Source organism: Janthinobacterium sp. GMG1 (assembly GCF_034427795.1).
GTDB lineage: Bacteria > Pseudomonadota > Gammaproteobacteria > Burkholderiales > Burkholderiaceae_D > Janthinobacterium.
On record NZ_JAXQNT010000001.1, the window covers coordinates 837,525 to 859,838 of the forward strand.

The 22,314-nt window shown below is 65.7% G+C and carries 17 protein-coding genes; 3 read left to right on the forward strand and 14 right to left on the reverse strand.

The genetic code is table 11. The annotated features are described in order from the left end of the window. The first annotated feature begins 35 nt into the window (after positions 1 to 35). Positions 36 to 1,661: a methyl-accepting chemotaxis protein gene (locus SJI03_RS03805; protein WP_322426304.1), complete on the forward strand. Its 1,626-nt coding sequence runs from the start codon at positions 36 to 38 to the stop codon at positions 1,659 to 1,661. On the opposite strand, the gene SJI03_RS03810 is transcribed toward SJI03_RS03805, so the two are convergent. Further along, positions 1,658 to 3,823, reverse strand: a complete 2,166-nt coding sequence (locus tag SJI03_RS03810) for a TonB-dependent siderophore receptor (protein WP_322426305.1) — start codon at positions 3,821 to 3,823, stop codon at positions 1,658 to 1,660. The genes SJI03_RS03805 and SJI03_RS03810 overlap by 4 nt on opposite strands. 406 nt (positions 3,824 to 4,229) lie before the next feature. On the opposite strand from SJI03_RS03810, the gene SJI03_RS03815 reads away from it, so the two are divergent. After that, positions 4,230 to 6,047, forward strand: coding sequence for a putative bifunctional diguanylate cyclase/phosphodiesterase (locus SJI03_RS03815; protein WP_322426306.1), 1,818 nt, complete (start codon positions 4,230 to 4,232; stop codon positions 6,045 to 6,047). Here SJI03_RS03815 and SJI03_RS03820 read toward each other — a convergent pair. From SJI03_RS03820 to SJI03_RS03865, 10 genes are all read right to left on the reverse strand, one after another. After that, complete coding sequence (locus SJI03_RS03820; protein ID WP_322426307.1) at positions 6,038 to 8,485, reverse strand: TonB-dependent siderophore receptor; 2,448 nt, start codon at positions 8,483 to 8,485, stop codon at positions 6,038 to 6,040. The two genes, SJI03_RS03815 and SJI03_RS03820, sit on opposite strands and share 10 nt — an antisense overlap. A 78-nt stretch (positions 8,486 to 8,563) precedes the next feature. Beyond that, entirely contained in the window at positions 8,564 to 9,517 is a 954-nt protein-coding gene (locus SJI03_RS03825; RefSeq protein WP_322426308.1) for a FecR domain-containing protein, read from the reverse strand. Next, positions 9,514 to 10,041, reverse strand: coding sequence for a sigma-70 family RNA polymerase sigma factor (locus SJI03_RS03830; RefSeq protein ID WP_322426309.1), 528 nt, complete (start codon positions 10,039 to 10,041; stop codon positions 9,514 to 9,516). Before SJI03_RS03830 ends, SJI03_RS03825 begins: the two co-directional genes overlap by 4 nt. Before the next feature lie 5 nt (positions 10,042 to 10,046). Beyond that, positions 10,047 to 10,400: a DUF3325 domain-containing protein gene (locus SJI03_RS03835; protein ID WP_099378061.1), complete on the reverse strand. Its 354-nt coding sequence runs from the start codon at positions 10,398 to 10,400 to the stop codon at positions 10,047 to 10,049. Further along, entirely contained in the window at positions 10,400 to 12,022 is a 1,623-nt protein-coding gene (locus SJI03_RS03840; RefSeq protein ID WP_322426310.1) for a PepSY-associated TM helix domain-containing protein, read from the reverse strand. The genes SJI03_RS03835 and SJI03_RS03840 overlap by 1 nt, the downstream gene beginning before the upstream one ends. Continuing rightward, positions 12,019 to 12,354: a DUF3649 domain-containing protein gene (locus SJI03_RS03845; protein ID WP_099378059.1), complete on the reverse strand. Its 336-nt coding sequence runs from the start codon at positions 12,352 to 12,354 to the stop codon at positions 12,019 to 12,021. Before SJI03_RS03845 ends, SJI03_RS03840 begins: the two co-directional genes overlap by 4 nt. Positions 12,355 to 12,356: 2 nt before the next feature. Further along, positions 12,357 to 13,103, reverse strand: a complete 747-nt coding sequence (locus SJI03_RS03850) for a DUF4198 domain-containing protein (protein WP_322426311.1) — start codon at positions 13,101 to 13,103, stop codon at positions 12,357 to 12,359. Positions 13,104 to 13,479: 376 nt separating this feature from the next. Further along, the gene (locus tag SJI03_RS03855; RefSeq protein ID WP_322426312.1) at positions 13,480 to 15,876 is read right to left on the reverse strand and encodes a TonB-dependent siderophore receptor; all 2,397 of its coding nucleotides are present in this window, start codon (positions 15,874 to 15,876) and stop codon (positions 13,480 to 13,482) included. Positions 15,877 to 15,963: 87 nt separating this feature from the next. Further along, complete coding sequence (locus SJI03_RS03860; RefSeq protein WP_322426313.1) at positions 15,964 to 17,070, reverse strand: FecR family protein; 1,107 nt, start codon at positions 17,068 to 17,070, stop codon at positions 15,964 to 15,966. Continuing rightward, positions 17,070 to 17,555, reverse strand: coding sequence for a sigma-70 family RNA polymerase sigma factor (locus SJI03_RS03865; protein WP_199534347.1), 486 nt, complete (start codon positions 17,553 to 17,555; stop codon positions 17,070 to 17,072). Before SJI03_RS03865 ends, SJI03_RS03860 begins: the two co-directional genes overlap by 1 nt. A 168-nt stretch (positions 17,556 to 17,723) precedes the next feature. Here SJI03_RS03865 and SJI03_RS03870 point away from each other — a divergent pair, with 168 nt between their 5' ends. Further along, positions 17,724 to 19,355 carry an alpha-D-glucose phosphate-specific phosphoglucomutase gene (locus SJI03_RS03870; protein WP_322426314.1) on the forward strand — a complete coding sequence of 544 codons (1,632 nt, stop codon included), beginning with the start codon at positions 17,724 to 17,726 and terminating at the stop codon, positions 19,353 to 19,355. Positions 19,356 to 19,405: 50 nt separating this feature from the next. Here SJI03_RS03870 and SJI03_RS03875 read toward each other — a convergent pair whose 3' ends face one another. From SJI03_RS03875 to SJI03_RS03885, 3 genes are all read right to left on the reverse strand, one after another. Then, positions 19,406 to 20,980, reverse strand: a complete 1,575-nt coding sequence (locus SJI03_RS03875; RefSeq protein WP_099378053.1) for an oligopeptide:H+ symporter — start codon at positions 20,978 to 20,980, stop codon at positions 19,406 to 19,408. A gap of 82 nt (positions 20,981 to 21,062) precedes the next feature. Further along, a complete protein-coding gene (locus tag SJI03_RS03880; RefSeq protein WP_322426315.1) occupies positions 21,063 to 21,632 on the reverse strand; it encodes a GNAT family N-acetyltransferase in 570 nt (189 codons plus the stop codon). 60 nt (positions 21,633 to 21,692) lie between these two features. After that, positions 21,693 to 22,169, reverse strand: coding sequence for a hypothetical protein (locus SJI03_RS03885; protein WP_322426316.1), 477 nt, complete (start codon positions 22,167 to 22,169; stop codon positions 21,693 to 21,695). Positions 22,170 to 22,314: the final 145 nt, after the last annotated feature.

The following is a 22,314-nucleotide window of genomic DNA, read 5'->3' on the forward strand; positions in this document are numbered from 1 at the left end:
TGTTGCCATCCTGTTCTTGCTGCCGGGAGAAATACATGCAACTTGCGAATCTGAAAATCTCCATCCGCCTGGGTCTGTTGGGCGCCTTCTTCTTTCTTGCGCTGGTGTTCGTTGGCGCGCGTGGCTGGAGCGCGCTCGACGCGGCCAGTGCGCGCAGCGCGGACGCCATGCAGCGTTCCGTCGCCCTGACGGAGGCGGTCGACGCGGCGCGCAGCGCGCAAGTGGAATTCAAGATCCAGGTGCAGGAATGGAAAAACATCCTGCTGCGCGGCGGCGATGCGGCCGCCTTCCAGCGCTACCGCGAAGCGTTTGTCGCCAGCGGCGCGCAGACGCGCAAGGAATTGAAAAGCCTGCAGGCGATGATGGCCGCGCTGCAGCTCGACACGACACCCGTGGAGCATGCGCTGCAGGCGCACGGCGCGTTGGGCGTGAGCTACCTGGCGGCGCTGCAAAAGTTTGATGGCGCGCGCGCCGACAGTGCCCACACTGTCGATGCGCTGGTCAAGGGCATGGACCGTGAACCGACGCGCCAGATCGACGCCATCGTCGCGGCCATCGGCAAGCAGTCGCACGCCCTGATGGAGCAGATGAAGGAGCAGGATGCGGCCGCGCACCGCAGCGCCAGCATCGCCATGCTGGCCACCGTGCTGGTGACCCTGGTCGTCGGTACTGTCACCGTGTGGTGGCTGATCCGCAGTATCACGGTGCCGCTGGGCGCGGCAGTCGGCATCGCCCAGCAAGTGGCGGCCGGCGACTTGCGCGCCGTGGTGGCCGATGGCAGCCGCGATGAAATCGGCGACCTGCTGCGCGCCTTGAAAGCGATGAGCGGCAACCTGGCCGCCATCGTGGGACGGGTGCGCGCCGGCACGGATGCCATCGCCACGGCGTCCGCTGAAATCGCCAGCGGCAATATGGACCTGTCGTCGCGCACGGAGGAGCAAGCCAGCTCGCTGGAAGAGACGGCCGCCTCGATGATCGAGCTGACGTCCACCGTGCGGCAGAATAACGACAACGCGGACCAGGCGCGCCAGCTGGCCGGCGGCGCGGCCGACGTGGCGCAGCGCGGTGGCGAGGCCGTGGCGCAGGTGGTGCAGACCATGAGCCATATCAATGCCTCGTCAAAGCGCATCGTCGACATCATCGCCGTCATCGACGGCATCGCCTTCCAGACGAATATCCTGGCCCTGAATGCGGCCGTGGAAGCGGCGCGCGCGGGCGAGCAGGGACGCGGCTTTGCCGTCGTGGCGACGGAAGTGCGCAACCTGGCGCAGAGGTCAAGCGCGGCGGCCATGGAAATCAAGCAGTTGATCGGCGCATCCGTGCGCACGGTGGAAGAGGGCAGCGTGCTGGCTGGCCAGGCGGGGCGCACGATGGACGACGTGGTGAGCAGCGTGCAGCGCGTGAACGCCATCATCGGCGAAATCGCCGTGGCCAGCGTGGAGCAGCGCGACGGCATCGAGCAGATCAGCATCGCCATCAGCCAGATGGATGGCGTGACGCAGCAGAACGCGGCCCTGGTGGAGCAGGCCGCCGCCGCCGCGGACGCGCTGCAGCAGCAGGCGGCCAGCCTGGCCGACGCCGTCAGCATCTTCAAGCTGCATGCGGCGCCGGCACTGGCGCCGCATGAGGAACTGAAACCGGGCCGGCTGGCGCTGGCTTAGAACGTGTACTTCGCCGTCAGCACGGCGCTGCGCGGATCGCCGAATGCATTGCCGCTGTCGATGCTGCTGATGGCCTGGTAGTAGCTGCGGTCGAAGACGTTGGTCACGCTCAGGCGCACGTCGAGCTGGCGGTTCACTTGCCAGCCCGCGTTCAGGTCGGCCACCGCGTAGCCGCCCTGGCGGATGGCGCTGTTGGTTTTGTAGATCTGGTTCTGCGCCCGCAGTGCGCCGCCGATGCGCCACGCATCGGACAGGCGATAGCTGGTGGACAGGCGCAACAGGCGGCTGGGGCGCTCGGCCGCATAACGCGCGCCTGCGGCATTGCTGCCTTGTGCCTTGGCGTACTCGGCCGTGTTGTAGGTAAAGCCCGTGCTCATCTGCCAGCGCGGCGTCAACGCGCCGGACACGCTCAGCTCGAATCCATCGCTGCGTACTTCACCGGCCGCCTCGGAGCACGACAGCAGGCCGGGGCCGCACTGCGTCAGCGGCAGCGCTGTCGCCAGGTTCTTTTGCACGATGCGGAACACGGCCGCCGAGGCGTTCAGCGCGCCGCCGAAGTATTCGCCCTTCACGCCCGCTTCCATGTTGATGCCCGTGATGGGATCGAGCAGCACGCCATTCCTGTCGACGGCGCTCTGCGGATTGAAGATGCTGGTCCAGCTGCCGTACAGCGAATGGCGGGTGTCGATGTCGTACACCAGGCCCGCATATGGCGTGACTTCCCGGCTCACCTTGTAGCCGGAGCGTGCACCCGTAAACGTATTGATGGCGCGGTAGTCGTACCAGTCGACGCGGCCTCCCACCAGCAGGGCCAGCGGATCGGCCAGGCTGAAGCGGGCCGTCGTGTAGACGCCCGTCTGTTTCGTCTTGCTGTCCTGGCCATAGTAGAAGGCACCTATTGCCGGTTTCACAGGCGCGCCCGTATCCCAGTTCACGGGGTTGAAGGTGTAGCTGTAGTCGGGCACCGACTTGTAGCCCTTGTCCTCGGTATCGCGCGTGCGGTAGCTGGTGCCGAAGACGATTTCATGGCGGCGGCCCAGCAGGCTGAAAGGACCGGCTGCCTGCGCATCGACAATGCGTTGCTGGCGGTCGTAGACAAAGGCGTTGGCCGCGCTGAGGCGGAACAGATTTGTTTTCGGTAAGCGGGCGATGCCCGTGACGACGGAGTCGAGTTCGTCCTGCAGTGCCTGCGCCGCCAGTTTGACCTTCCAGCCGTTGCCCAACCGGTGTTCGAGTTCGGCGAACAGGCGCGTGTTTTTCTTGTTCCAGAAGGTCCAGTCGGGCGCGTTGCTGGCCGAGCGGTCGAGAGGCAGGAAACTGCCATCGAGCGCCGTCGGCAAGCCGTACCACGTGGAGCCGGGATTACGCTCGTCGTTGACGTGGAAGCCCACGCTCAGGGTCGTGTCGCGCGACAGGTCGGCATCGGCGGTGGCGTAGAGCAGGGCGCGCTTGTGGCGGTAGTTCGAGATGAACGTGTCGGTATCCTGGTAGGCGGCCACGGCGCGCCCGCGCAGGCTGCCCGCCTGGTTCAGCGCGCCGCGCGCATCGACTTCGCCGCGGTAGTCGTGGTAGCGGCCGATGCTGCCCGTGAGCGACACTTCGTTCTCCGCCGTAGGGCGCTTGCGCACGAAATTCATCGTGCCCGACGGGTTGCCCACGCCATTCAGCATGCCGGCCGCGCCGCGCAGGATTTCGACCCGGTCGTACATGGCCAGGGTGGCGAAACCCAGGGTGTCGCCGTCGGCCGACATGGTCAGACCGTCTTCCGTGAAATTGCTGATCGAGAAACCGCGTGAATAAAAGCTGGCGCGCTCGGTGGCGCCCTTGTTCAGGCTCAGACCCGGCGTGATATTGGCGATGTCCTCGACCGAGCGGATATTCATGTCGTCCATTTGCTGGCGTGTGACGACGCTGACCGATTGCGGTGTCTCGCGCACGGACAGGTTCAGGCGTGTGGCCGCGGTCATGCTGCCGCTGGTGTAGGAGCCGCTGCCTTCGGTGGTGGCGGAGGCGGCCTGCGCGTTGACGCGCACTTCGGGCAGATTCTGTTCCTGCTGCTGCGCCTGGCCGTGGGCCGGTGCACCCAAGGTGCCGAGAATGGCCGCGGCCATGAGGGTCGGCGCCAATGCGGCGGCCTTTCGCTGTGCGCTGTGGTTTGTCATTGACTGCTCCCGGTGTCGCGATGATGTGGTGGATGAAGCAGGCGGATGCCTGTTTCACAATATGCGTCGCTGGGGGAGTGTTGCGCCTGGCTTGCCTGGCCATGCCGCTGCTGTCCTGGCCTGGGCGCAGGGACTCAGATGAATGGAGTGAATCTCAATAATGAGAATCATTCTCATTTTAGTGCGACGCAGCAATTGTTGCAATAATTGGTGAGATTGTCTGTGGGAGGATTGCAACAGTGATCACGCCTCGCCGTGATTGACACCAGTCAAGCGGCGCCCGATCAGGCAAATATCGCGCCGAAATTCTTATACTATTTCCTTTCCGCATGGTTCTGCGCCCGGCCGCATGGCGCGCGTTGCAAAGGAAAAGCATGTCTTCCATCTCTTGCCTGACGGGTGACGCATGATGGCGCTGCTGCTGGCGCTGTGCCTGACCCTCGCCGTGATGCTGAGCGTGCTGCTGGCCTGCCAGTGGCAGGCGGCGCGCACGTGGCGCTTGCGCCATACGACGGGCGTGGTGCTGCAGGCGGCGCAGGCGCAACGCATGGCAGAGGCGCTGGCGCTGCTGCACGCATTGCCGGCGGCCGTTGTCGGCACCGACCATGCTGGCGTGGTGCGCTATCTGAATCCCCGCGCCAGCGCCATGGGCGGTCTGCTGGGCGACGATGGCCTGGGCCAGCCCGTGACGCAGCTGCTGCCCCTGTTCCATGACGGCACGCCCGTCGATGCGGCGCGCCAGGTGCGCGAGTGCGTGGCGCAGCAGGAAGTGCTGGAAGTGGCGCGCGGCGCCGTGCTGCTGCGCCATCTCGACGGCAAGCGCATCGACGTGCAGTACAGCTGCGCGCCGCTGGCGCAGGGCGGCGCGGTGCTGCTGCTGCACGATGTGTCGGCGCGCCGGCGCGCCGAGCAGCAGCTGGAATTCATCGCCCACCACGATGGCTTGACGGGGCTGCCGAACCGTTTGCATTTCCAGATCCGCTTCGAGCACGGCATCGCATACGCGCGCCGCCACCAGGCATTGCTGGCCGTGCTGTTCGTCGATATCGACCGCTTCAAATCCATTAACGACAGTCTGGGGCACGACGTGGGCGACCAGGTGCTGACGGAGTTCGCGCGCCGGGTGCAGCAGTGCGTGCGCAAGGTCGACACGGTGGCGCGCCAGGGCGGCGACGAATTCATCATCCTGCTGACGGAACTGCGCACGGCGCACGATGCCGAGCGGGTGGCCGAGAAAATCGTCGGCGCCATCGCCGCGCCCTTCGTCATCGGCGAATACAGCCTGTCGGTGGCGGCCAGCGTGGGCGTGGCCCTGTACCCGGACGACGACGACGACGACGTCAATGCGCTGATCGAAAAGGCCGACCTGGCCATGTATGCGGCCAAGCGCCATGCGCCCGGTACCTGCCTGCGTTACGCGCCGCGCATGCAGACGCAGTCGTATTCGCGCACCATCCTCGAGACGGCCTTGCGCCACGCGCTCGAACGCAACGAGTTCGCGTTGTATTACCAGCCGCGCATGGACTTGAGGACGCGCACGATCACGGGCGTGAAGGCACTGCTGCGCTGGAAGCACCCGGAGCTGGGCCTGATGATGCCGCTCGATTTCCTGCCGGTGCTGGAAGAAAGCGCCCTGATCCTGCCGGTGGGAGCGTGGGTGATGGCCACGGCGGTGGAACAGGCACGCAGCTGGATTGCGCAGGGGCAGAGGCTGACGGTGTCCGTCAGCCTGTCGGCGCGCCAGTTCTACCAGCGCGATATCGCACGCAATTTCGGCGCCGCGCTGGAGGCGGCCGGCGTGCCGGGGCATTGCATCGAACTGGAAATCGCCGCCGGCATACTGATCGACCGCAATCAGAACTGCGAACTGATACTGCGCCAGTTCCGCCAGCTGGGCATGGCGATTTCCATCAGCGATTTCGGCACGGGCGACGCTTCGCTCAACTACCTGAAACGCTTTCCCACGGATGCCGTGAAGATTGAAAAGTGTTTTGTCGACGACGTGGGCAAGCCGGGCGGCGACGGCGCCATGGTGCGCGCCATCGTGGCGATGGCGCGCACCTTGGGACTGCGCACCATCGCCGGCGGCGTGGAAAGCGGCGAGCAGCTGGAACTGCTGGCCGAGATGGGCTGCGACGAGGCGTTTGGCTACTATCTGGGCCGCGCCATGGCGCCCGAGGGCATCGAGGCGCTGCTCAAAAGCAGCGAAGCCGTTCAGAACTGATAGCGCAGCGACAGCATGGCGTTGCGCGGATCGCCGTAGTAGCCGCCCATGCCCGTCGAGTAGTAGCGCTTGTCGAAGACATTGTTGACGTTCAGGGTCGCCAGCAGTTGCTTGCTGACCTGGTACTGCGCCATGAGTCCCGCCACTGCATACGCCTTCTGCGCGAAGCGTTCGCCGTTCGGTCCGCGGTCGTCCGTGTAGATATCGCTCTGCCAGTTCACGCCGCCGCCCAGCACCAGGCCCGGCACACCTTGCGCCAGGCGCCAGGTGGTCCACAGCTTGGCCATGCTTTGCGGCTGGTTGGTCTGGATGCGTGCGCCGGCGGCATTGCGGATGCGGCTATAGGCATAGCTGGCCGTCAGTTGCCAGTCGGGACGCAGCTGGCCCGACACTTCCGCCTCGAAGCCACGCGTGGTGGCACCCTTGACCGTGTGGTAGGCGTAGGAACCGCCGCCCGTGCCGATGATCCAGACATTGCCCGGATCGGCTTCGGCCAGGTTTTCCTGCTTCAGCTGGAAGACGGCGGCGCTGGTGGTGAGCTTGCCGCCGAAGAATTCGCCCTTGGCGCCGACTTCATAGTTCTTGCCTTCGAGCGGCGCCAGGAAGCGGCTGTTGACGTCGCGCTGGCTTTGCGGCGTGAAGATGCTGGTGTAGCTGGCGTAGGCCGACCAGTGCCGGCCCAGGTCGTAGACGAGGCCCGCATATGGCGTGATCTTGCCGTTTTCACGCATCGCGTCGTACAGGTCCGTGTCATTGACATAGTCGCTGCGGATGTCGCGCTTCCAGTACGACAGGCGCGCGCCCAAAATCACCGACAGCGCGTCCGTCGGGCGCAGGCGCAAGGTCGAATACAGGCCGCTCTCGCGTTCCTTGTCGTACGAGCTGCCCAGGCGCGTGCCGCTGTAGTCGGGCACCGGCATGGCGCCATTCCAGGCGTGGATATCCGGCACCGTATGGTCATAGCCAGTCAGGCGCCAGCCCGGATAGATGGGGCTGTTCGTCTTCAGTTCCGAAGCGCTCACGCCCAGCACCAGTTCGTGCTGGCGGCCGAAGGCCTGGAACGGGCCGCTGACGTAGGCATCGAGCGAGGTCTGTTGCGGCTTGCTGTGCCAGTTGGCCAGCCACAGCCGCATGCCGCCGCCCGTCACGCGGTCCGGGTAGCCATTGCCGGAAAAACCCTGCAAGGCGTCGTACTGGTTGCTGCTGCGGCTGATGGCCACCCTGGCGATCCAGTCGTTGTCGAAATAATGGTCGAGCGTGGCGAACAGCATGCTCTGTTCGCGGTCATACGTGCTCCACGCCGCCGTGCCGTTCATCGAGCGGGGGAAATGCGTCTGCGAGCCGTCGGCGTAGAACATGGGGAATTCACGCCCCGCGCCTTTCAGCTTTTCCTGCTGGTAGTTGATGCCGGCGCCAAGCACCGTCGATGGCGTCAGGTCCGCTTCGACGATGGCGTACAGCACGTCCTTTTTCTGCTGGTAGCGGTCGATGAACGAGCGCTGGTCTTCATGCGCTGCGACGAGGCGCGCACGCACCTTGCCGTCCGCCGTCAAGGGCGTCGAGACATCGCCTTCGATGCGGTAGCGGTCCCACGAACCGAGCTGCGCGCCGGCCGTGGCGGCAAAGCTTCGGCCCGGACGTTTGCGCACCAGGTTGACGGCGGCCGACGGGCTGCCCGTGCCGCTGATCAGGCCAGTGGCGCCGCGGATGATTTCGACGCGATCGTAGATGGCCATGTCGTAGGTGCGCGCTTCCAGGCTCTTGCTGGTCGGGATGCCGTCGAACATGTACGAGGTGACTTCGAAGCCGCGTGAAAACACCTGGTCGTATTCGCGCGTGCTCGAGGAATGGTCGACCGTGATGCCGGGTGCCTGCACCAGCACGTCCTGCAAGGTGCGCAAGCCCTGGTCCTCGATCTGCTGGCGCGTGATGACGCTGACGGCTTGCGGCGTTTCGCGCAGCGACAGGTTCAGGCGCGTGGCGCTGGTCAGGCCCGCGTAACCGCGCTTGCCTTCCGTAGTGCCGTCGCGCAGGGCGCTGGAACTGACGGCTACTTCGCCCAGGGTCGCGGCAATCGGCGCGGCGGGCGATGCCGTGCCTGCCTTGCGCAGCACGTAGCTGCGTTCCCCGCTGGGCAGCGCTTCCAGGCCCGTGCCTGCCAGCAGGCGGGCCAGTGCCTGCGGCACCGTGTAGCTGCCGCTCAGGCCCTGCGTGCGCACGCCTTGCAGCAGTTCGGCCGCCGCGCCCACGCTCACCTTCGCCTCGATGGCAAAGCCGGCGATGGCGGTGGACAGGTCGCCCGCCGGCACGTGGAAGGCCGTTTGCGCGGTGGCTGGCACGGTGGCATCGGCGGCCATGGCCGGCGCCTGCGACAGCGACAGCAGGATCACGGCGCTGCCGATGGCGCGCGCGAGGGGAGTCAAACGGGGTGGTTGCATGGTCTGGCCTTTCCGGTAAGTGTCGTTGTAATACCGTCAGGACAGGTCACGGCGAAAAAAAGGGCCAAATCTTAATAATTATTTTTTGCGGGCCGCGATGGTGACCCAGTATGAGGAGCGGTACAGCACGTCGACGGGCAGCATGCGCGCCAGGCTGTCCAGCACGGCGTCCGTGTCGTCGAGCTGGAAGGCGCCCGACAGGCGCAACCCCGCCACTTGCGGTTCCACGCGCAGCAGGCCGGGGCGATAGCGTGACAGCTCGAAGGCGAAGGCGTCGAGGCGCATGTCCTGCACCGCCAGCATGCCGCGCGCCCACGCATCGGCTTGCAGCGGCGCCGGCGTGGGCAGGCCGGCGTGGCTGGCGTCGAAGCGGCTTTGCTGTCCCGCCATGAGCGTGCGGACGGTGGCCGACGGCGCGCGCGGCGTGATTTCCACCGCGTGTTCGAGTACCGTCACGCGGCTGCTGTCGTCGTCGACGCGCACGGTGAAGCGCGTGCCCAGGGCGCGGATGCGGCCATGGCAGGTGGCGACGATGAAAGGGCGGCTGCCTGCATGATCGGGGCGCGTCTGCACCAGCACTTCGCCGCGGCGCAGGGTCAGCAGCCGTTCACCGGCGCCATACGCCACATCGACGGCGCTGTCCGTGTTGAGTACCAGGATGCCGCCATCGGGCAAGGACACCTCGCGCCGCTGGCCCACGCCGCTGCGGTAATCGGCCAGCATCTCGTGGCGCACCAGCAGCCAGGCGGCGGGCGCCGCCATCAGCGCCAGCAGCACTTGCACGGCCACGCGGCGCTGCGGCCGGCGCAGCACGGGCACGGCCAGCTCCGGCGGCAGCAAATTCGCCGTCTGGCTCACCTGCTGCACCCTGTTCCAGGCGCGCGCATGTTCCGGGTGACGTGCGCGCCAGTGTGCGCTGGCGGCCAGGTCGTCCGGCGTGGCCTGGCCCGACTGCTCCAGTAAATACCATTCGACGGCCTGGCGCGCCACCTTGCGCGACAGCGGCGGAGATGGCGAAGCGGCCGCGCTCATGCCGGCAAGTCCTGCGCCAGCAGCACGCATTCGGTCAACGCCTCGGCCATGTAGCGCTTCACGGAGCGTTCGCCGATGCCCAGCTGCGCGGCGATGTCCGCATAGGCATGGCCTTCGATCTGCGCCAGGATGAAGACGGCGCGCACCTTCGGTTTCAGGCCGTCGAGCATGGCATCGACCGCTTGCAGCGCCTGCAGGATTTCCGCGCGCCGCTCGGTCGATGGCACATGCTGTTCGGGCAGGGCGGCCAGCGCGGCCAGCCACGCGCGTTCCAGCGACTGGCGCCGCAAGTGGTTGATCAGCAGATGCTTGGCGACGGTCGCCAGGTAAGCCTTGGGCGCGCGCAGGGCCGGCGTTTGCGGCTGCATGGGCGCGCCGGCCAGCAGGCGCGCGAAGGTGTCCTGCATCAGGTCGGCGGCCTCGGCGGCATTGCCCAGGCGCCGCTGCAGCCAGTGCACCAGCCAGCCGTGGTGTGCGCGGTAATGGCTTTCCAGCTGCGTGGACAGCAGGGGGGGCATGGCCATGATCGTTACCGTACTGCCAGCGCGACGGCGGCCAGCACGGATGCCACGCCAATGACGCGCGCCAGGCGCATGGCCTGGTGCGGCGCATACGGCAGCAGCCAGATCAGCAGCAAGCCGCAGCCCGTCAGGCTGCCGACCCAGTAGACGAGGCCGTAGCCGCCGCCGGCGATGTGCATGGCCCAGGCCAGGCCGGCCGCCAGCGCCAGCCAGCCGGACCACTGCAGGCGGCGGCGCAGCGGCGCGGGCGGTTCGGCGCCGCGTCCGTGCAGGTCGGCGTAATGGCGGTCCATCGCCAGGCACAGCGAGGACAGGCCCGCATAGCACAGCGCGAAGACGAGGAAATTGGCTAACAGTTCCATCACGCGGCCTCCATCGTGGTTGCCGGCTTGGCCGGTGCTGCCTTGGCCGCCTTCACGGGCAGCGGTTTCAATTTGTACGCCGCATACGCAAGACCGAGGCCCAGCACCAGCACCACCAGGTCGAAAGCGGCTACCGCCACGGGGCCGCGGCCCAGGAACAGGGTCACGCCCAGGTGCGAATTGGTCGTGAAGACGTTCAGCACGGGCAGCGACGCCAGCAGGAAGGCGCCGGCGGCCAGCTGCATGCGCCACATGGCGCGCGAGGGGCGCAGCTGGGCGATGATGGCGGCCAGGGCCCAGGCGCCGAAGAAGCAGGCGATTTCCTCTTTTGGCCGGTCTTCCATCGTCACCGACAGCAGGCGGTTGGCCCAGAAGTAGGCGCCGAAGGCGATCGGAATGCCGGCGATGGCGCCGATGTTGAGCGCTTCGACCAGGCGCAGGCCGAAGCTGGCGCGCTTGCCGGCGGCCAGCGCCTTGGCTTGCTTCTGGCGCGTCTTGACGGCCCACAGCAGGGCGCCCGTGGCGACCATGGCGCAGCCGGCCAGACCGGACAGGAAGAACAGGGCGCGCAGCAGCGGGCCGCCGAAATGCGCGACGTGCAGTCCAACCATCACGCCTTGCGTGGCGGCCGCGCCGGGCTGTGCCTCGCCGTCGCTCGACAACAGCTTGCCGGACACGCCATCGAATTCCATCGACGGCTGCTTCGACGACATGTCGCGCCCACCGGCGCGCGTCAGCGAAATGGTGGCGTTGGCGTCGCCCGGGTGATTGACGGAGATGCGCTCGACCTTGCCGCCGCCCCAGTGCTGTTCCGCCTGGCGCACGAGGGGCGCCAGCGACGTCAGCGGCGCGGCCACGCCGGCCGGCTTGCTGTCGCCCGAGCGGCCGGGGAAGGCTTCGGCAAAGAAGGCATCCTGGTCGCCCTTGTAGGCGGCCGTGACGCCGGAAGGCATGTACAGGAACATCAGGGTGACGAGGCCCGTGTAGGTGATCATGATGTGGTAGGGCAGGGCCAGCACAGCCGTCACGTTATGCGCGTCCAGCCACGAGCGCTGGCCTTTTTTCGGCCGGAAGGTAAACAGGTCCTTGAAGATGCGCTTGTGCGTGACGATGCCGCTGATGATGGAAACGAACATGAACATGGCGCAGAAACCCACGATCCAGCGAGCCCAGATGGCCGGCATGTAGTGCAGGTCGAAATGCAGGCGGTAGAGGAATTCGCCGCCCCGCGTCTCGCGCGGCTTCGATAGTACCTCGCCCGTGGCCGGGTCGGCTTTTTCGCTATGAAAATTGCCGCGCCGTCCGCGTTTCTTTTCGCCGGGTTGCGCCGGCTTGCTCCAGCCCAGCTGGGTAGCGGGACTGCGCTCGCCGGGCAGGCTGATGAACCAGCGCGTGGCGCCCGTGGCCCGCTCTTCCATCGCTTGTTGCGCGACCTTGGCCGCCACTTCCGTCGACACCTGGCTGGCGGCGGCGCCGTGCAGTTCGGGCTGCATCCACAGGGTGATTTCATTGCGGTAGTAGCTGGCCGTGCCGGCGCAAAACACCAGCAGCAAGATCCAGCAGACGAGCAGGCCGGACCAGGTGTGCAGCCATGCCATCGACTGGCGGAAACCTTCTTTCATGCGAGACTCCAGGATAGTGCGTCCATCCACTGCAGGATGGCGGCGATGACGGCGGCCGGCATCAGAAGGCCCAGCCAGGCGCGCAGGGCGCTGCGCGTGGCGAAGACCCACATCACGGCGCAGGTATAGATGGCAAACGACAGCAGGGTGGCCGTCATGACGGCTTCGGAGCGGGCCATGGGCAGGCTCACCGACAGCAGCATGGTGACCAGCGCGGCCAGCACGTAGCCGCCAACGATGGCCGCGACGCTGCGCGAAGCCACGCCGAGGCGGTACACCGCGCCGGCGGAGAGCCGCAGGCGCGGCATTTTAATGATGGCTGGCGCTGGCATGGTCAGTCGTGATCCTTGCTCGGTGGCAGGACCGGACCGGCCGGCAGCGGCGTCATGCCTTGCGGCTGCACCAGGCTCAGGGTCGTCACGAACATGGCCTTGTCATAGGCTTGCGTGCCGCGCTGACCAGCCGTCTTGTCCGTGTGCTGCACTTCCAGCACATAGGTGCCTTTCCATGGCAGCGGGAAGCTGACCAGGCCTTGCGCATCGCTCCACGCTTCCTTGCCCCAGCCCGACTGCACCACGGCGTTGACCTTGGCTTGCGCCAGCGGCTTGCCCTGGTAGCTGACCTGGAACTGGCCCGGTTTGCCGGTCGGCACGAGGTCCAGGGTCAGCGCGGGCGTCTGCGCCTTGCCGTCGGCGACCAGGCGCGCGGCCGGGACCCACATGGTGCGCGTGGCCTTGCCATCCTTCTTCTCTTCCCACGACGGGTAGTTGTCTTCCTCGACGATGATGCTTTCGCCGGCACCCACCTTGCCATTCAGGATGAAGGCGCCGGCCGTCTTGCTCGCCTGCAGCGGTTGCGCGCCCTTGGCGGACACCCACGTCACGTTCCTGATGCTGAACTTGTCCAGCAGGCCGGGCGATGCTTCGCGCAGGTTGTCGCCGAATTCGCCGAAGTACACGCTGGCCGCCTTGCCGTCCTGCTGCAGCCAGATCTGGTGCGCACTGGCCGTGCCGGAAACGAGGGCCGCGCCCAGCAGGGCTGTGGCGAGGGCGCCGAGGCGCGCGATGGAAGTGAGGTGCATGGTGTATGCCTTAGTTTGTGGTGAGAAACGTGGTTGTCGCAGCGGTGCAACATACCGGAAAGTGGCGGCGGCAGCGCCGGCCAGCGAACGTGCTCGCGCCATGAAACTACCTTTTTGCGTTATTGATACGGGAAGGCTTGCTTGGCAGGGATGCCTGGCTGGCGCAGCGTGTCATCCAGCTGCGCATCAGCCACGCCGTCCTGGCCGGTCGATGGCGGGCGGGAATGCGGGATGCGGACTCCGAACGGAATCCAAGTGTGAATGAGAACTATTCTTATTATAGTGTGAGGTTGCGAGACATGCAAGAGTGCGATGTTGTAAACGAGCACGGCCACCGTACTGACGCGGTGGCCGTGCAAGCGCGCAAGCGCAGGCGTTACAGCTGGCCGCGCAGGGTCAGCATGGCATTGCGTGGTTCGCCATAGAAGTTGGAGCCATAGGCGGCCCACACGCGCGTGTAGTATTTTTTGTCGAACAGGTTGTTCACCGTCAGCGACAGCTCCAGCTTGGGACTGAGGCGGTAGCCAGCCTGCAAGCCCACCGTGGTGACGGGACCCTGCTCGAATTTCACGGGGCCGTTCAGGCGGTACATGCTGCTGACGCTGCGCAAGCCGCCGCCCACGCTGACTTTATCGAGCGCGCCGGCCAGCCGGTAATTGGTCCACAGATTGAAATTATGGCGTGGCGCGATGAAGGTGTACAGCTGGGCCTTCTGCTCATCGCTGCCTTCGAGGGTGCGTGTGCTGGTGTAGGAGTAGCCGCTCGTGATGTTCCAGCCCGGCAGGGGGCTGCCGCTCAGCTCGGCTTCCACGCCTTGGTTGCGCATCTTGCCGGCACCGATGGAAAACAGCGGGTTGGCCGGATCGGGCATGGCGCGGTTTTCGTCTTCCATGCGGAACAGGGCCGCATGCGCATTGACGTTCTTGTCGAACAGTTCCGCCTTCAATCCCAGCTCGAATTGCTGGCCCGTGCGCGGCTTCAGGGGCTGGCCAGCAGCGTCCGTGGTGATCTGGGGCGAGAAGATGCGCGTGTAGCTGCCGTAGGCCGAGACCTGCTTGTCGAGTTCATAGACCAGACCCGCGTACGGCGTGAATTTCGCATTGATGGTGTTGCTGACATCGGTGAACTGGTTGAAATAGGCATTGCGGTTGACGGTATGGTTGTTCCGGTGCGTCAGGCGTCCGCCCAGGTTGACGGCGAGCCGGTCCGTCGCTTGCAGGCGGGTGCGCGCGTACAGGCCGAACTGCTTGGTGCGGTTGTCGTTGCCGTTGGAAAAGGTGTAGCTGGGCCGGGCGATATTGTTATCCGGGTGGAAGATATTGATCGGCGCAGTGTCGCCGCCACCATACTGGAAATTCTTGTGCACCTGGCGGTAGTCGGCGCCCACGATCAGGTCGTGGCTGCGACCGAACGCCTGGAACGGCGTCGCCAGCCAGGCATCGAGTCCTTGCGTCTTCCAGTGGCTGCGGTAGGTCCAGCTGATCAGGCAGCTCTCGCCCGTGACAGGGTCTGCCGAACAATCGGGCCAGCCGAAATGGCGCGATGGTTCGTCCTGTTCGCGGTACAGGGCGGTCACCTTGAACTGGCCGCCGTTGTCCAGTTTGTGATCGAGTTCGGCAAAATATTCCGTAACCTTTTCCGTGATGTGGTTCCAGGCCGGGTCCAGGTACGTGGAGCGGGGCACGTCGAGCAGGCGCCCGTCTTCATAGGCGGGCAGGCCGAAGGCGGGACGGCCCTTGTATTCCTGATAGGTGACGCCGCCCGTCAGCACGGTGCCCGGCGCCACATCGACGGCAACGGTGCCGTACAGCAGCGGTTTTTCCGCATACACATGATCGACGAAGGAGCGCCGGTGTTCGTAGGCGGCCACCAGGCGGCCGCGCACCTTGCCGTCCGCGCTCAAGGGGCCCGTGACGTCCGCTTCCGCATAGTAGCGGTCCCAGGAACCTGCGCTGAGCACGCCGCTGGCGGTGTAGGTGTCGCGCGCCCGCTTGCGCACCAGGTTGATGCTGCCGCCCGGGTCGCCCGCGCCCTGGAACAGGCCGTCCGGTCCGCGCAGCACTTCCACCCGGTCATAGATGGCCAGGCCGAAGCCGGCCGACAGGTCGTTGCCCGTGCTGGCCGGCGTCATTACGCCATCGACCTGTACCGAGTCCAGCGCATGGCCGCGCGAATAAAAATTGCCGTGGTTGCCGCCCGTGCTGCTCGCTTCGACGGTGATGCCCGTCACGCCGCGCATGGCGTCGTCCAGGTTCAGCAAATTCTGGTCGTTCAGTTGCTGGCGCGTCAGTACGGAGACGGACTGGGGAATCTCGCGCAGGCTTTGCCGGCCCTTGCCGATGCTCACTGCCTGTGCCGCATACGACTTCGTCAGCTCGGTATCCGTCGTCGCCTCCTGGCGCGCGCTGACGGTGATTTCCGCCAGGGTCGCCACCTTGCCCGTGGTGGCGGGCGCTGGGCGGATGATGACGCTGTTGCCGTCGATGGCAGCTGCCAGGCCGCTGCCGGCCAGCAGGCGTTCCAGGCTCTCGGCCACGCTGAGCGTGCCGCTGACGGCGGGCGCCGTCTTGCCGGCCACCAGTCCCGGTGCAAACAGCAGTTGCAAATTGGCTTGCCGCGCCAGCTCATTCAGGGCTTGCCCCAGAGGCTGGGCGGCGATGGCTAGTTTGACGGATGACAAGGTTTGCGCGTGTGCCAAGGGGATGCTGCCCAGGGCCAGCATGGCGGCCAGGGCGAAGGGGGCGGGTGTCAGATTGAGGCGGGGGGACCACATGTTGCATTTCTCCAGGTTAATTTATTGTCGATTAACCTGGTAGACGCGGCAGCGGGCAAAACCCTCACCTGCGAATGCGAACTATTTTCATTTATTTTTTGGGAGTTGCATGGCCGGTGCCTGCGCAGCGGCTTTCGGCGCCATGCCGATGGTGCTGACGGTGCCGCTGCGCACGACTTGTACGGGCAAGAGTTGCGGCAAGGCGGCGGCGAAGCGGTCGAGCTGGGTCAGGCTGAAGCTGCCGCCGATGCGCAAGCGCGCGACGGCGGGATCGCGCACGACGAAGCCCGTGTCGCCATAGCGCTCGAATTCGGCCAGTGCCGCGCCCAGCGGTACATTGTCGAAGGTGACCCTGCCGTTGCGCCATGGCGCCACGCTGCCCGGGGCCAGGCTGGCGACGGCGGACAGGCGGCCGCTGGCATCGCTGCTGACGCCCTGGCCGGCCCGCAGGTCGACCAGCTCTTGTCCTGCGCCCGCCACGCGCACCTGGCCATGCTGCACGGCCACGCGCAGCTGGCCGTCGTGCGCCAGCGTGTTACGCACGGAAAATTGCGTGCCCACCACCGTCACTGTCAAGGGGCCGCTGAGCACGTCGAACGCTTGTCCTTGTTTCGATTGCACCTGGAACAGCGCTTCGCCGTGCGCCAGGCGCACTTCGCGCCGCTGGCGGTACAGGGTGACGTGCAGTTGCGTGGTCGTATCGAGCTGCACCTGGCTGCCGTCGGGTAGCGAGACGGCCAGGCGCTGGCCGCGCGCGGTGGCATACGACTGGCTGAACGTGGGTTGTTGCCACCACTGGTAGGCGCCCGCGCCCACGCCGAGCAGCAGCATGGCGGCCGCCGCATACGGCAGCATGCGCAGGGAGCGCAGAAGCGGGCGGCGGAGAAATGGCGCTGGCGCTGCCTGGGGCACGGCCCAGCGCGCGGCGACCTGCGCGGGAATCCGGCGCGCCGTGCGGTGGGTCTGTTGCAGCTGCGTATATGCTTGCGCGTGCAGCGCATCGGCCGCCAGCCAGGCGGCAAACTCGGCCTGTTGCTGCGCATCGAAGTTGCCGCGCCGGCTGAACCAGGTGGCGGCAGCCAATGCCACGCCGTCTTGCGTGGCGGCAAAGTCGGCGTACTCGCGCAAGTCCGCCTGCTCCTGGGCGGAGGGGCCGAAATCATGGCGGGGCGAGTGGGCGGTCATGGACGGCATTATGCGCATTCCCGCAGAGAACGCAACTGCGCCTGGCAACTGAGCATGCCGCGCGCGATATGTTTTTCCACCATGCTCACGGAAATGCCCATGCGCGCGGCGATTTGCGCGTGCGGCAATTCCTCGAAGACGTGCAGCACGAAGGCGTCGCGGCAGCGGGGCGGCAAGGCGTCGATGGCGGCCACGCAGGCTTGCCAGTCCTGGCTGCTTTCGAGCGCCTGTTCCGGCTGCAAATGACGGGGCCCTGCCGGATGCGCGGCCTCCGGCAGGGCGTCGAGTTCCTCGTGCTGGCGCACGGCGGCGCGGCGGTGCTGGTCGACCAGCAGGTTGCGCGCCGTGTGGTACAGCAGCGCGCGCGGTTCGCGCACGGCCGCCTCGCCCAGCACGCGCGCATAGCTTTCCTGCACCAGGTCGGCCGCAGCCTCGCGGTTGCGCAAGCTGCGCCAGCAAAAGTTCAACAGTTCTTGGTAATAGCGTGCAACCACGGCGTCCGATGTATGAGTCCGCAGCCAGGAATGCCGCATATGAGAATGATTCTCATTATATGGCATGCCGCGATGTCGTGCTAAGCGGCTTGGCGCACCGTGGCAGACGTACAACGCTTTGCCGCTTGCCTGGCCTGCGTTACCATCGGAAATTGATAGGGAGGCAAGATGACTATTCAAATCATCAATACGGCACCGATGGCCGGCCAGCGGCCTGGCACCTCGGGCTTGCGCAAGAAGGTGGCTGTCTTCAGCGCACCGCAATACCTGGAAAACTTCGTGCAGAGCGTTTTTGACACGCTGGGCGACTGCCGCGGCCAGACCCTGGTGCTGGGCGGCGACGGGCGTTACTACAACCGCGCGGCCATCCAGACGGTGCTGCGCATGGCGGCCGCGCATGGCTACGCGCGCGTGCTGCTGGGGCAGGGCGGCATTTTGTCGACGCCGGCAGTCAGCTGCGTGATCCGCAAGCATGGCGCCAGCGGCGGCCTCATCCTGTCGGCCAGCCATAATCCGGGCGGCCCCGATGGCGATTTCGGCATCAAGTACAACATCGCCAATGGCGGCCCGGCACCTGAAAAGGTCACCGAGGCCATGTTTGCGCGCACGCAAACGATCACCGAGTACCGCATCAGCGACGCTGCCGACATCGACCTCGACACCCTGGGAGTGGCGCGCATCGAGCAGATGACGGTCGAAGTGATCGATCCGGTGCTTGATTACGCGGAACTGATGCAGCAGCTGTTCGACTTCGACGCCATCCGCGCCCTGGTCGCGGGCGGCTTGCGTATCTGCTTTGACGGCATGCACGCCGTTTCCGGCCCTTATGCGACGGCCATCCTGGAAGGCATGCTGGGCGCGCCTAAGGGCAGCGTCATCAACGGCGTGCCCCTGGAAGACTTCGGCGGCGGCCATCCGGACCCGAACCCCGTCAACGCGCAGGAATTGATTACGCGCATGGCCAGCGACGATGCCCCGGACTTCGGCGCCGCCTCGGACGGCGACGGCGACCGCAACATGATTGTCGGCCGGCGCTTCGACGTGACGCCCTCGGACAGCCTGGCCATCCTGGCTGCCAACGCCAGCGTGGCGCCCGGCTACCGCGACGGTTTGAAAGGCATCGCCCGGTCCATGCCCACGTCGGGCGCGGCCGACCGGGTCGCTAGCGCGCTGGGCATACCGTGCCACGAGACGCCGACGGGCTGGAAGTTCTTCGGCACCCTGCTCGACGCGGGCATGGCCACCCTGTGCGGTGAAGAAAGCTACGGCACGGGCTCGAACCACGTGCGCGAAAAAGATGGCCTGTGGGCCGTGCTGTTCTGGCTTAACCTGCTGGCAGAGAAAAAACAATCGGTGGAAGAGATCGTGCGCGCGCACTGGGCGGAATATGGCCGCAACTATTACTCGCGCCACGATTACGAAGACATCGACAGCGCCAGCGCGCAGCAGCTGATGGAAGCCATGCGCGGCCAGCTGGCCGCCTTGCCGGGCCAGGAGCTGGGCGGCTACACGGTGGCGCTGGCCGACGACTTCAGCTACACGGACCCCGTCGACGGCTCCGTAGCCACGCAGCAGGGCATCCGCATCATCATGACGGACGGCGCGCGCATCGTGCTGCGCCTGTCCGGCACGGGCACCGAGGGCGCCACCCTGCGCCTGTACCTGGAGCGCTACGAAGCCGATCCGGCCCGGCACGATATTCCCACCCAGGAAGCGCTGGCGGGGCTGATCGCCGTGGCGCAGCAGCTGGCGCAGATCCGTGAGCGCACGGGGCGCGATGGGCCGACGGTGACGACGTAAAAAAGGGCGCCCGAGGGCGCCCTTCTTGATTGCGGCAGATCAAACCGGCATCATGCTTTCGCAGGGATCACCGCCTGGCGGTAGTTGTCCACCATCTTGTAGCGCTTCGCATACAGGCCGAAGGCCAGCATGGCCACGGCGGCGAAGGCGGCGAAGAAGAACATCTGGAAGGCCGTCACGCTGATGCCGCTTTCGGCGATCTTGCCGATCACGCCTTCGTTCATGACGCTGCGGTTGACGATCAGCACCCACAGGTTGCCCACCGTGGTCGACAGATTCCAGAAGCTCATGATGGCGCCCTTCATCGACACGGGCGCCTGGCTGTAGGCAAACTCCAGTCCCGTCGCCGAGACCAGCACTTCGCCGAACGTCAGCAGGGCGTATGGCAGGATCTGCCACATGATGGAGACGGCATTGCCGCTGTCGAGGGCCAGTTGCAGCAGACCGATGACGATCCACGCCAGCGAGGAAAAGCCGATACCGGCCGTCATGCGGCGCAGGGCCGTCGCTTCCAGGCCGAAGCGGTTCAGCATCGGGTACAGCACCAGGTTGTTGAACGGGATCAGCAGCATCACCAGCATCGGGTTCAGCGCCTGCATCTGCGCCGGCAGGAACCAGCTTGGTTTTTCCATGGTGTTCGCTTGCACGATCCACGTCGATGCCTTCTGGTCGAACAGCGAGAAGAAGGGCGTGACGAGGGCGAAGATGACGAGGATGCGCAGCACGGCACGCACGCCTTCGACGGCTTCGTCGGGGTGGATGCCGCGTGCGCGTTCCAGCTGCATGGCCGTGCCGATGCTGCCGAAGGCCAGCAGCAATACCAGCGCGGTACACGCCGCAATCACGAAGCCCCATTCGGGAATGCTGTAGAACGCATACAGGGCGCCGATGACGCCGACGTAGGCCACGTACAGGCCGGGACGCGAACCGCCATCGACGCGGGCCAGCAGGGCCGTGCGGGCCACGCGGGTGAACGAATCGGGATTCGGTGGCGCCGGCGGCACATGCACGTATTTTTTGGCGCCCATCCAGAAGACGATGGTGGCGGCCAGCATCATGATGCCGGGGATGCCGAAGGCGATCGACGGACCGTAGTCGCGCAGGAACATCGGCATCAGCAGCGACGCGAAGAAGGAGCCGAAGTTGATGATCCAGTAGAACAGGTCGAAGACCAGCTTGGCCTTGTGCTTGTTGGTCTGGTCGAACTGGTCGCCGACAAACGAAGCCACCAGCGGCTTGATGCCGCCGGAACCGAAGGCGATCAGGAACAGGCCGAAATAGAAGCCGTTGACGCTGTTTTCAAACAGGGCCAGGCAGGCATGGCCGGCGCAATACACGAGGCTGAGCCAGAAGATGGTGTTGTACTTGCCGAAGAAACGGTCGGCCAGCCAGCCGCCCAGCAGCGGGAAGAAATACACGCCGATGACGAAGGTGTGGAACACGTGCTTGGCTTCGCCCGTGCGCTGGTCGATCGGGATCATCAGCAGCAAGGTGCTGATGAGGAATGGCGTCAGGATGTTGCGCATGCCATAAAAGCTGAAGCGTTCGCAGCCTTCGTTGGCGATGATGTACGGTATTTGCCGCGGCATTTTGCCCGTGGCGGTTTGTGTCTCGGCCGATGACATTGGCTCTCCCCCAAGTTTTTTTTGTAAGCCGCGATGCTAAGGCCTGCCGCGTTTGCTTGCAACAGAAAAAACGGCCTGTCCGCTATTTCGCAGGGAATTGTAAGGTATTGATTTTCATAAAGACATTACTTTCGGCACTTGCACTGGCACTTGCACGAACCGGGCGGGGCAGCAACAGCTGCATTTGCAGCATGCCATCCGCTGCGGGACGGTCCTCCAGGGTAAAACCGCAGTCCAGGTACAGGGTCAATGCGGCGTGGTTGTCCTGCGCCACGGCTAGGCGCACGCGGGCCAGTTCGGGCACGCTGCAGGCGTGTGCAATGGCCGCCTGCACCAGTTGCCGTCCCGCGCCACACCCGCGCGCCTGCGGCGCCACGTACACGCTCCACAGACTGGCCTTGTCATGCACGACGGCAATCGGCTCGCGGCGCAGGCCGGCCATGGCGATCAATTGTTCTTCATTGAAAGCGCCAAATATTATTTGGTGGGAAGTGGCGTGCAAGCGCTGGGCTATCTGTGCCAGCGGCAAGCCGCTTTCCGCCGCGTGCGTGGTGCAGAAGGCGGTGGGCAGTTCGGCGATGCCGGCCAGGCGCAGCGCGCGGTAGGCGCTGGCGTCGTCTGGCGTGAGGGGGCGGATAGTGATGGCGGGCATGTGGGCGAGTATCGGGCGTTGATGCCAGAAAGTAAAGCTTGCGCTACAACGCCGACGTAGTTACTGCGTGGCGACGCGTTGCATGGGCGCATTGTCCTTGCGCCATTGTTCCAGGCTGATCAGGTCGCCGCTGACGATGTCGTCGACGAGGATGCGCTTGCCGTCGGGCGTCACGACAAAGCTTTCCCAGCGGTGCGCCGCATCGGGCGTGCTTTCGAAAAAGCTCAGCTGGTAGCTGGCGACGCCATCGACGAGGCGCGTCTCGGGCGACGTTTCCATCACGGCGCCGTGCGCGCGGCCGCCCGAAGCCTTTTCGATATGCGCCGACCAGGCCTTGATTTCCGGCAAAGCCAGCAAGGCATCGACGGCGCGCGCGTTCTGCTCTGGCGCCGCCGTGTTGCTGCTCGCGGCCGGGGCATTGCCCTCGTGCGGCGCGGACTGCTGGTGCAGGTAGAAAGCGACTAGCCCGGCGGCCAGCAAGCCGGCCAGGATGCCGGCGATGATGGTGGTTTTGGAAGAGGAGGCGCGTGGCGGCATGATGGTGGGTGTGAGAAAGAGGGATGATGGCGGCCATGCTAAAGCAAAATGCACAGGCCGGCAATCGCGGGGCTTGCCAAATCAACAGGCCAACAGGCGAAAAAAAAGCTACCTTCCGTAGAAGATAGCTTTTCGGGGCTGCCGG

Coding starts and splice junctions, on each gene's coding strand:
- SJI03_RS03860 (WP_322426313.1), bottom strand. CDS start 17,070: ATGCCGTCCATGACCGCCCACTCGCCCCGCCATGATTTCGGCCCCTCC.
- SJI03_RS03815 (WP_322426306.1), top strand. CDS start 4,230: ATGATGGCGCTGCTGCTGGCGCTGTGCCTGACCCTCGCCGTGATGCTG.
- SJI03_RS03825 (WP_322426308.1), bottom strand. CDS start 9,517: ATGAGCGCGGCCGCTTCGCCATCTCCGCCGCTGTCGCGCAAGGTGGCG.
- SJI03_RS03820 (WP_322426307.1), bottom strand. CDS start 8,485: ATGCAACCACCCCGTTTGACTCCCCTCGCGCGCGCCATCGGCAGCGCC.
- SJI03_RS03845 (WP_099378059.1), bottom strand. CDS start 12,354: ATGCCAGCGCCAGCCATCATTAAAATGCCGCGCCTGCGGCTCTCCGCC.
- SJI03_RS03870 (WP_322426314.1), top strand. CDS start 17,724: ATGACTATTCAAATCATCAATACGGCACCGATGGCCGGCCAGCGGCCT.
- SJI03_RS03850 (WP_322426311.1), bottom strand. CDS start 13,103: ATGCACCTCACTTCCATCGCGCGCCTCGGCGCCCTCGCCACAGCCCTG.
- SJI03_RS03805 (WP_322426304.1), top strand. CDS start 36: ATGCAACTTGCGAATCTGAAAATCTCCATCCGCCTGGGTCTGTTGGGC.
- SJI03_RS03835 (WP_099378061.1), bottom strand. CDS start 10,400: ATGGAACTGTTAGCCAATTTCCTCGTCTTCGCGCTGTGCTATGCGGGC.
- SJI03_RS03840 (WP_322426310.1), bottom strand. CDS start 12,022: ATGAAAGAAGGTTTCCGCCAGTCGATGGCATGGCTGCACACCTGGTCC.
- SJI03_RS03880 (WP_322426315.1), bottom strand. CDS start 21,632: ATGCCCGCCATCACTATCCGCCCCCTCACGCCAGACGACGCCAGCGCC.
- SJI03_RS03855 (WP_322426312.1), bottom strand. CDS start 15,876: ATGTGGTCCCCCCGCCTCAATCTGACACCCGCCCCCTTCGCCCTGGCC.
- SJI03_RS03810 (WP_322426305.1), bottom strand. CDS start 3,823: ATGACAAACCACAGCGCACAGCGAAAGGCCGCCGCATTGGCGCCGACC.
- SJI03_RS03875 (WP_099378053.1), bottom strand. CDS start 20,980: ATGTCATCGGCCGAGACACAAACCGCCACGGGCAAAATGCCGCGGCAA.
- SJI03_RS03830 (WP_322426309.1), bottom strand. CDS start 10,041: ATGGCCATGCCCCCCCTGCTGTCCACGCAGCTGGAAAGCCATTACCGC.
- SJI03_RS03885 (WP_322426316.1), bottom strand. CDS start 22,169: ATGCCGCCACGCGCCTCCTCTTCCAAAACCACCATCATCGCCGGCATC.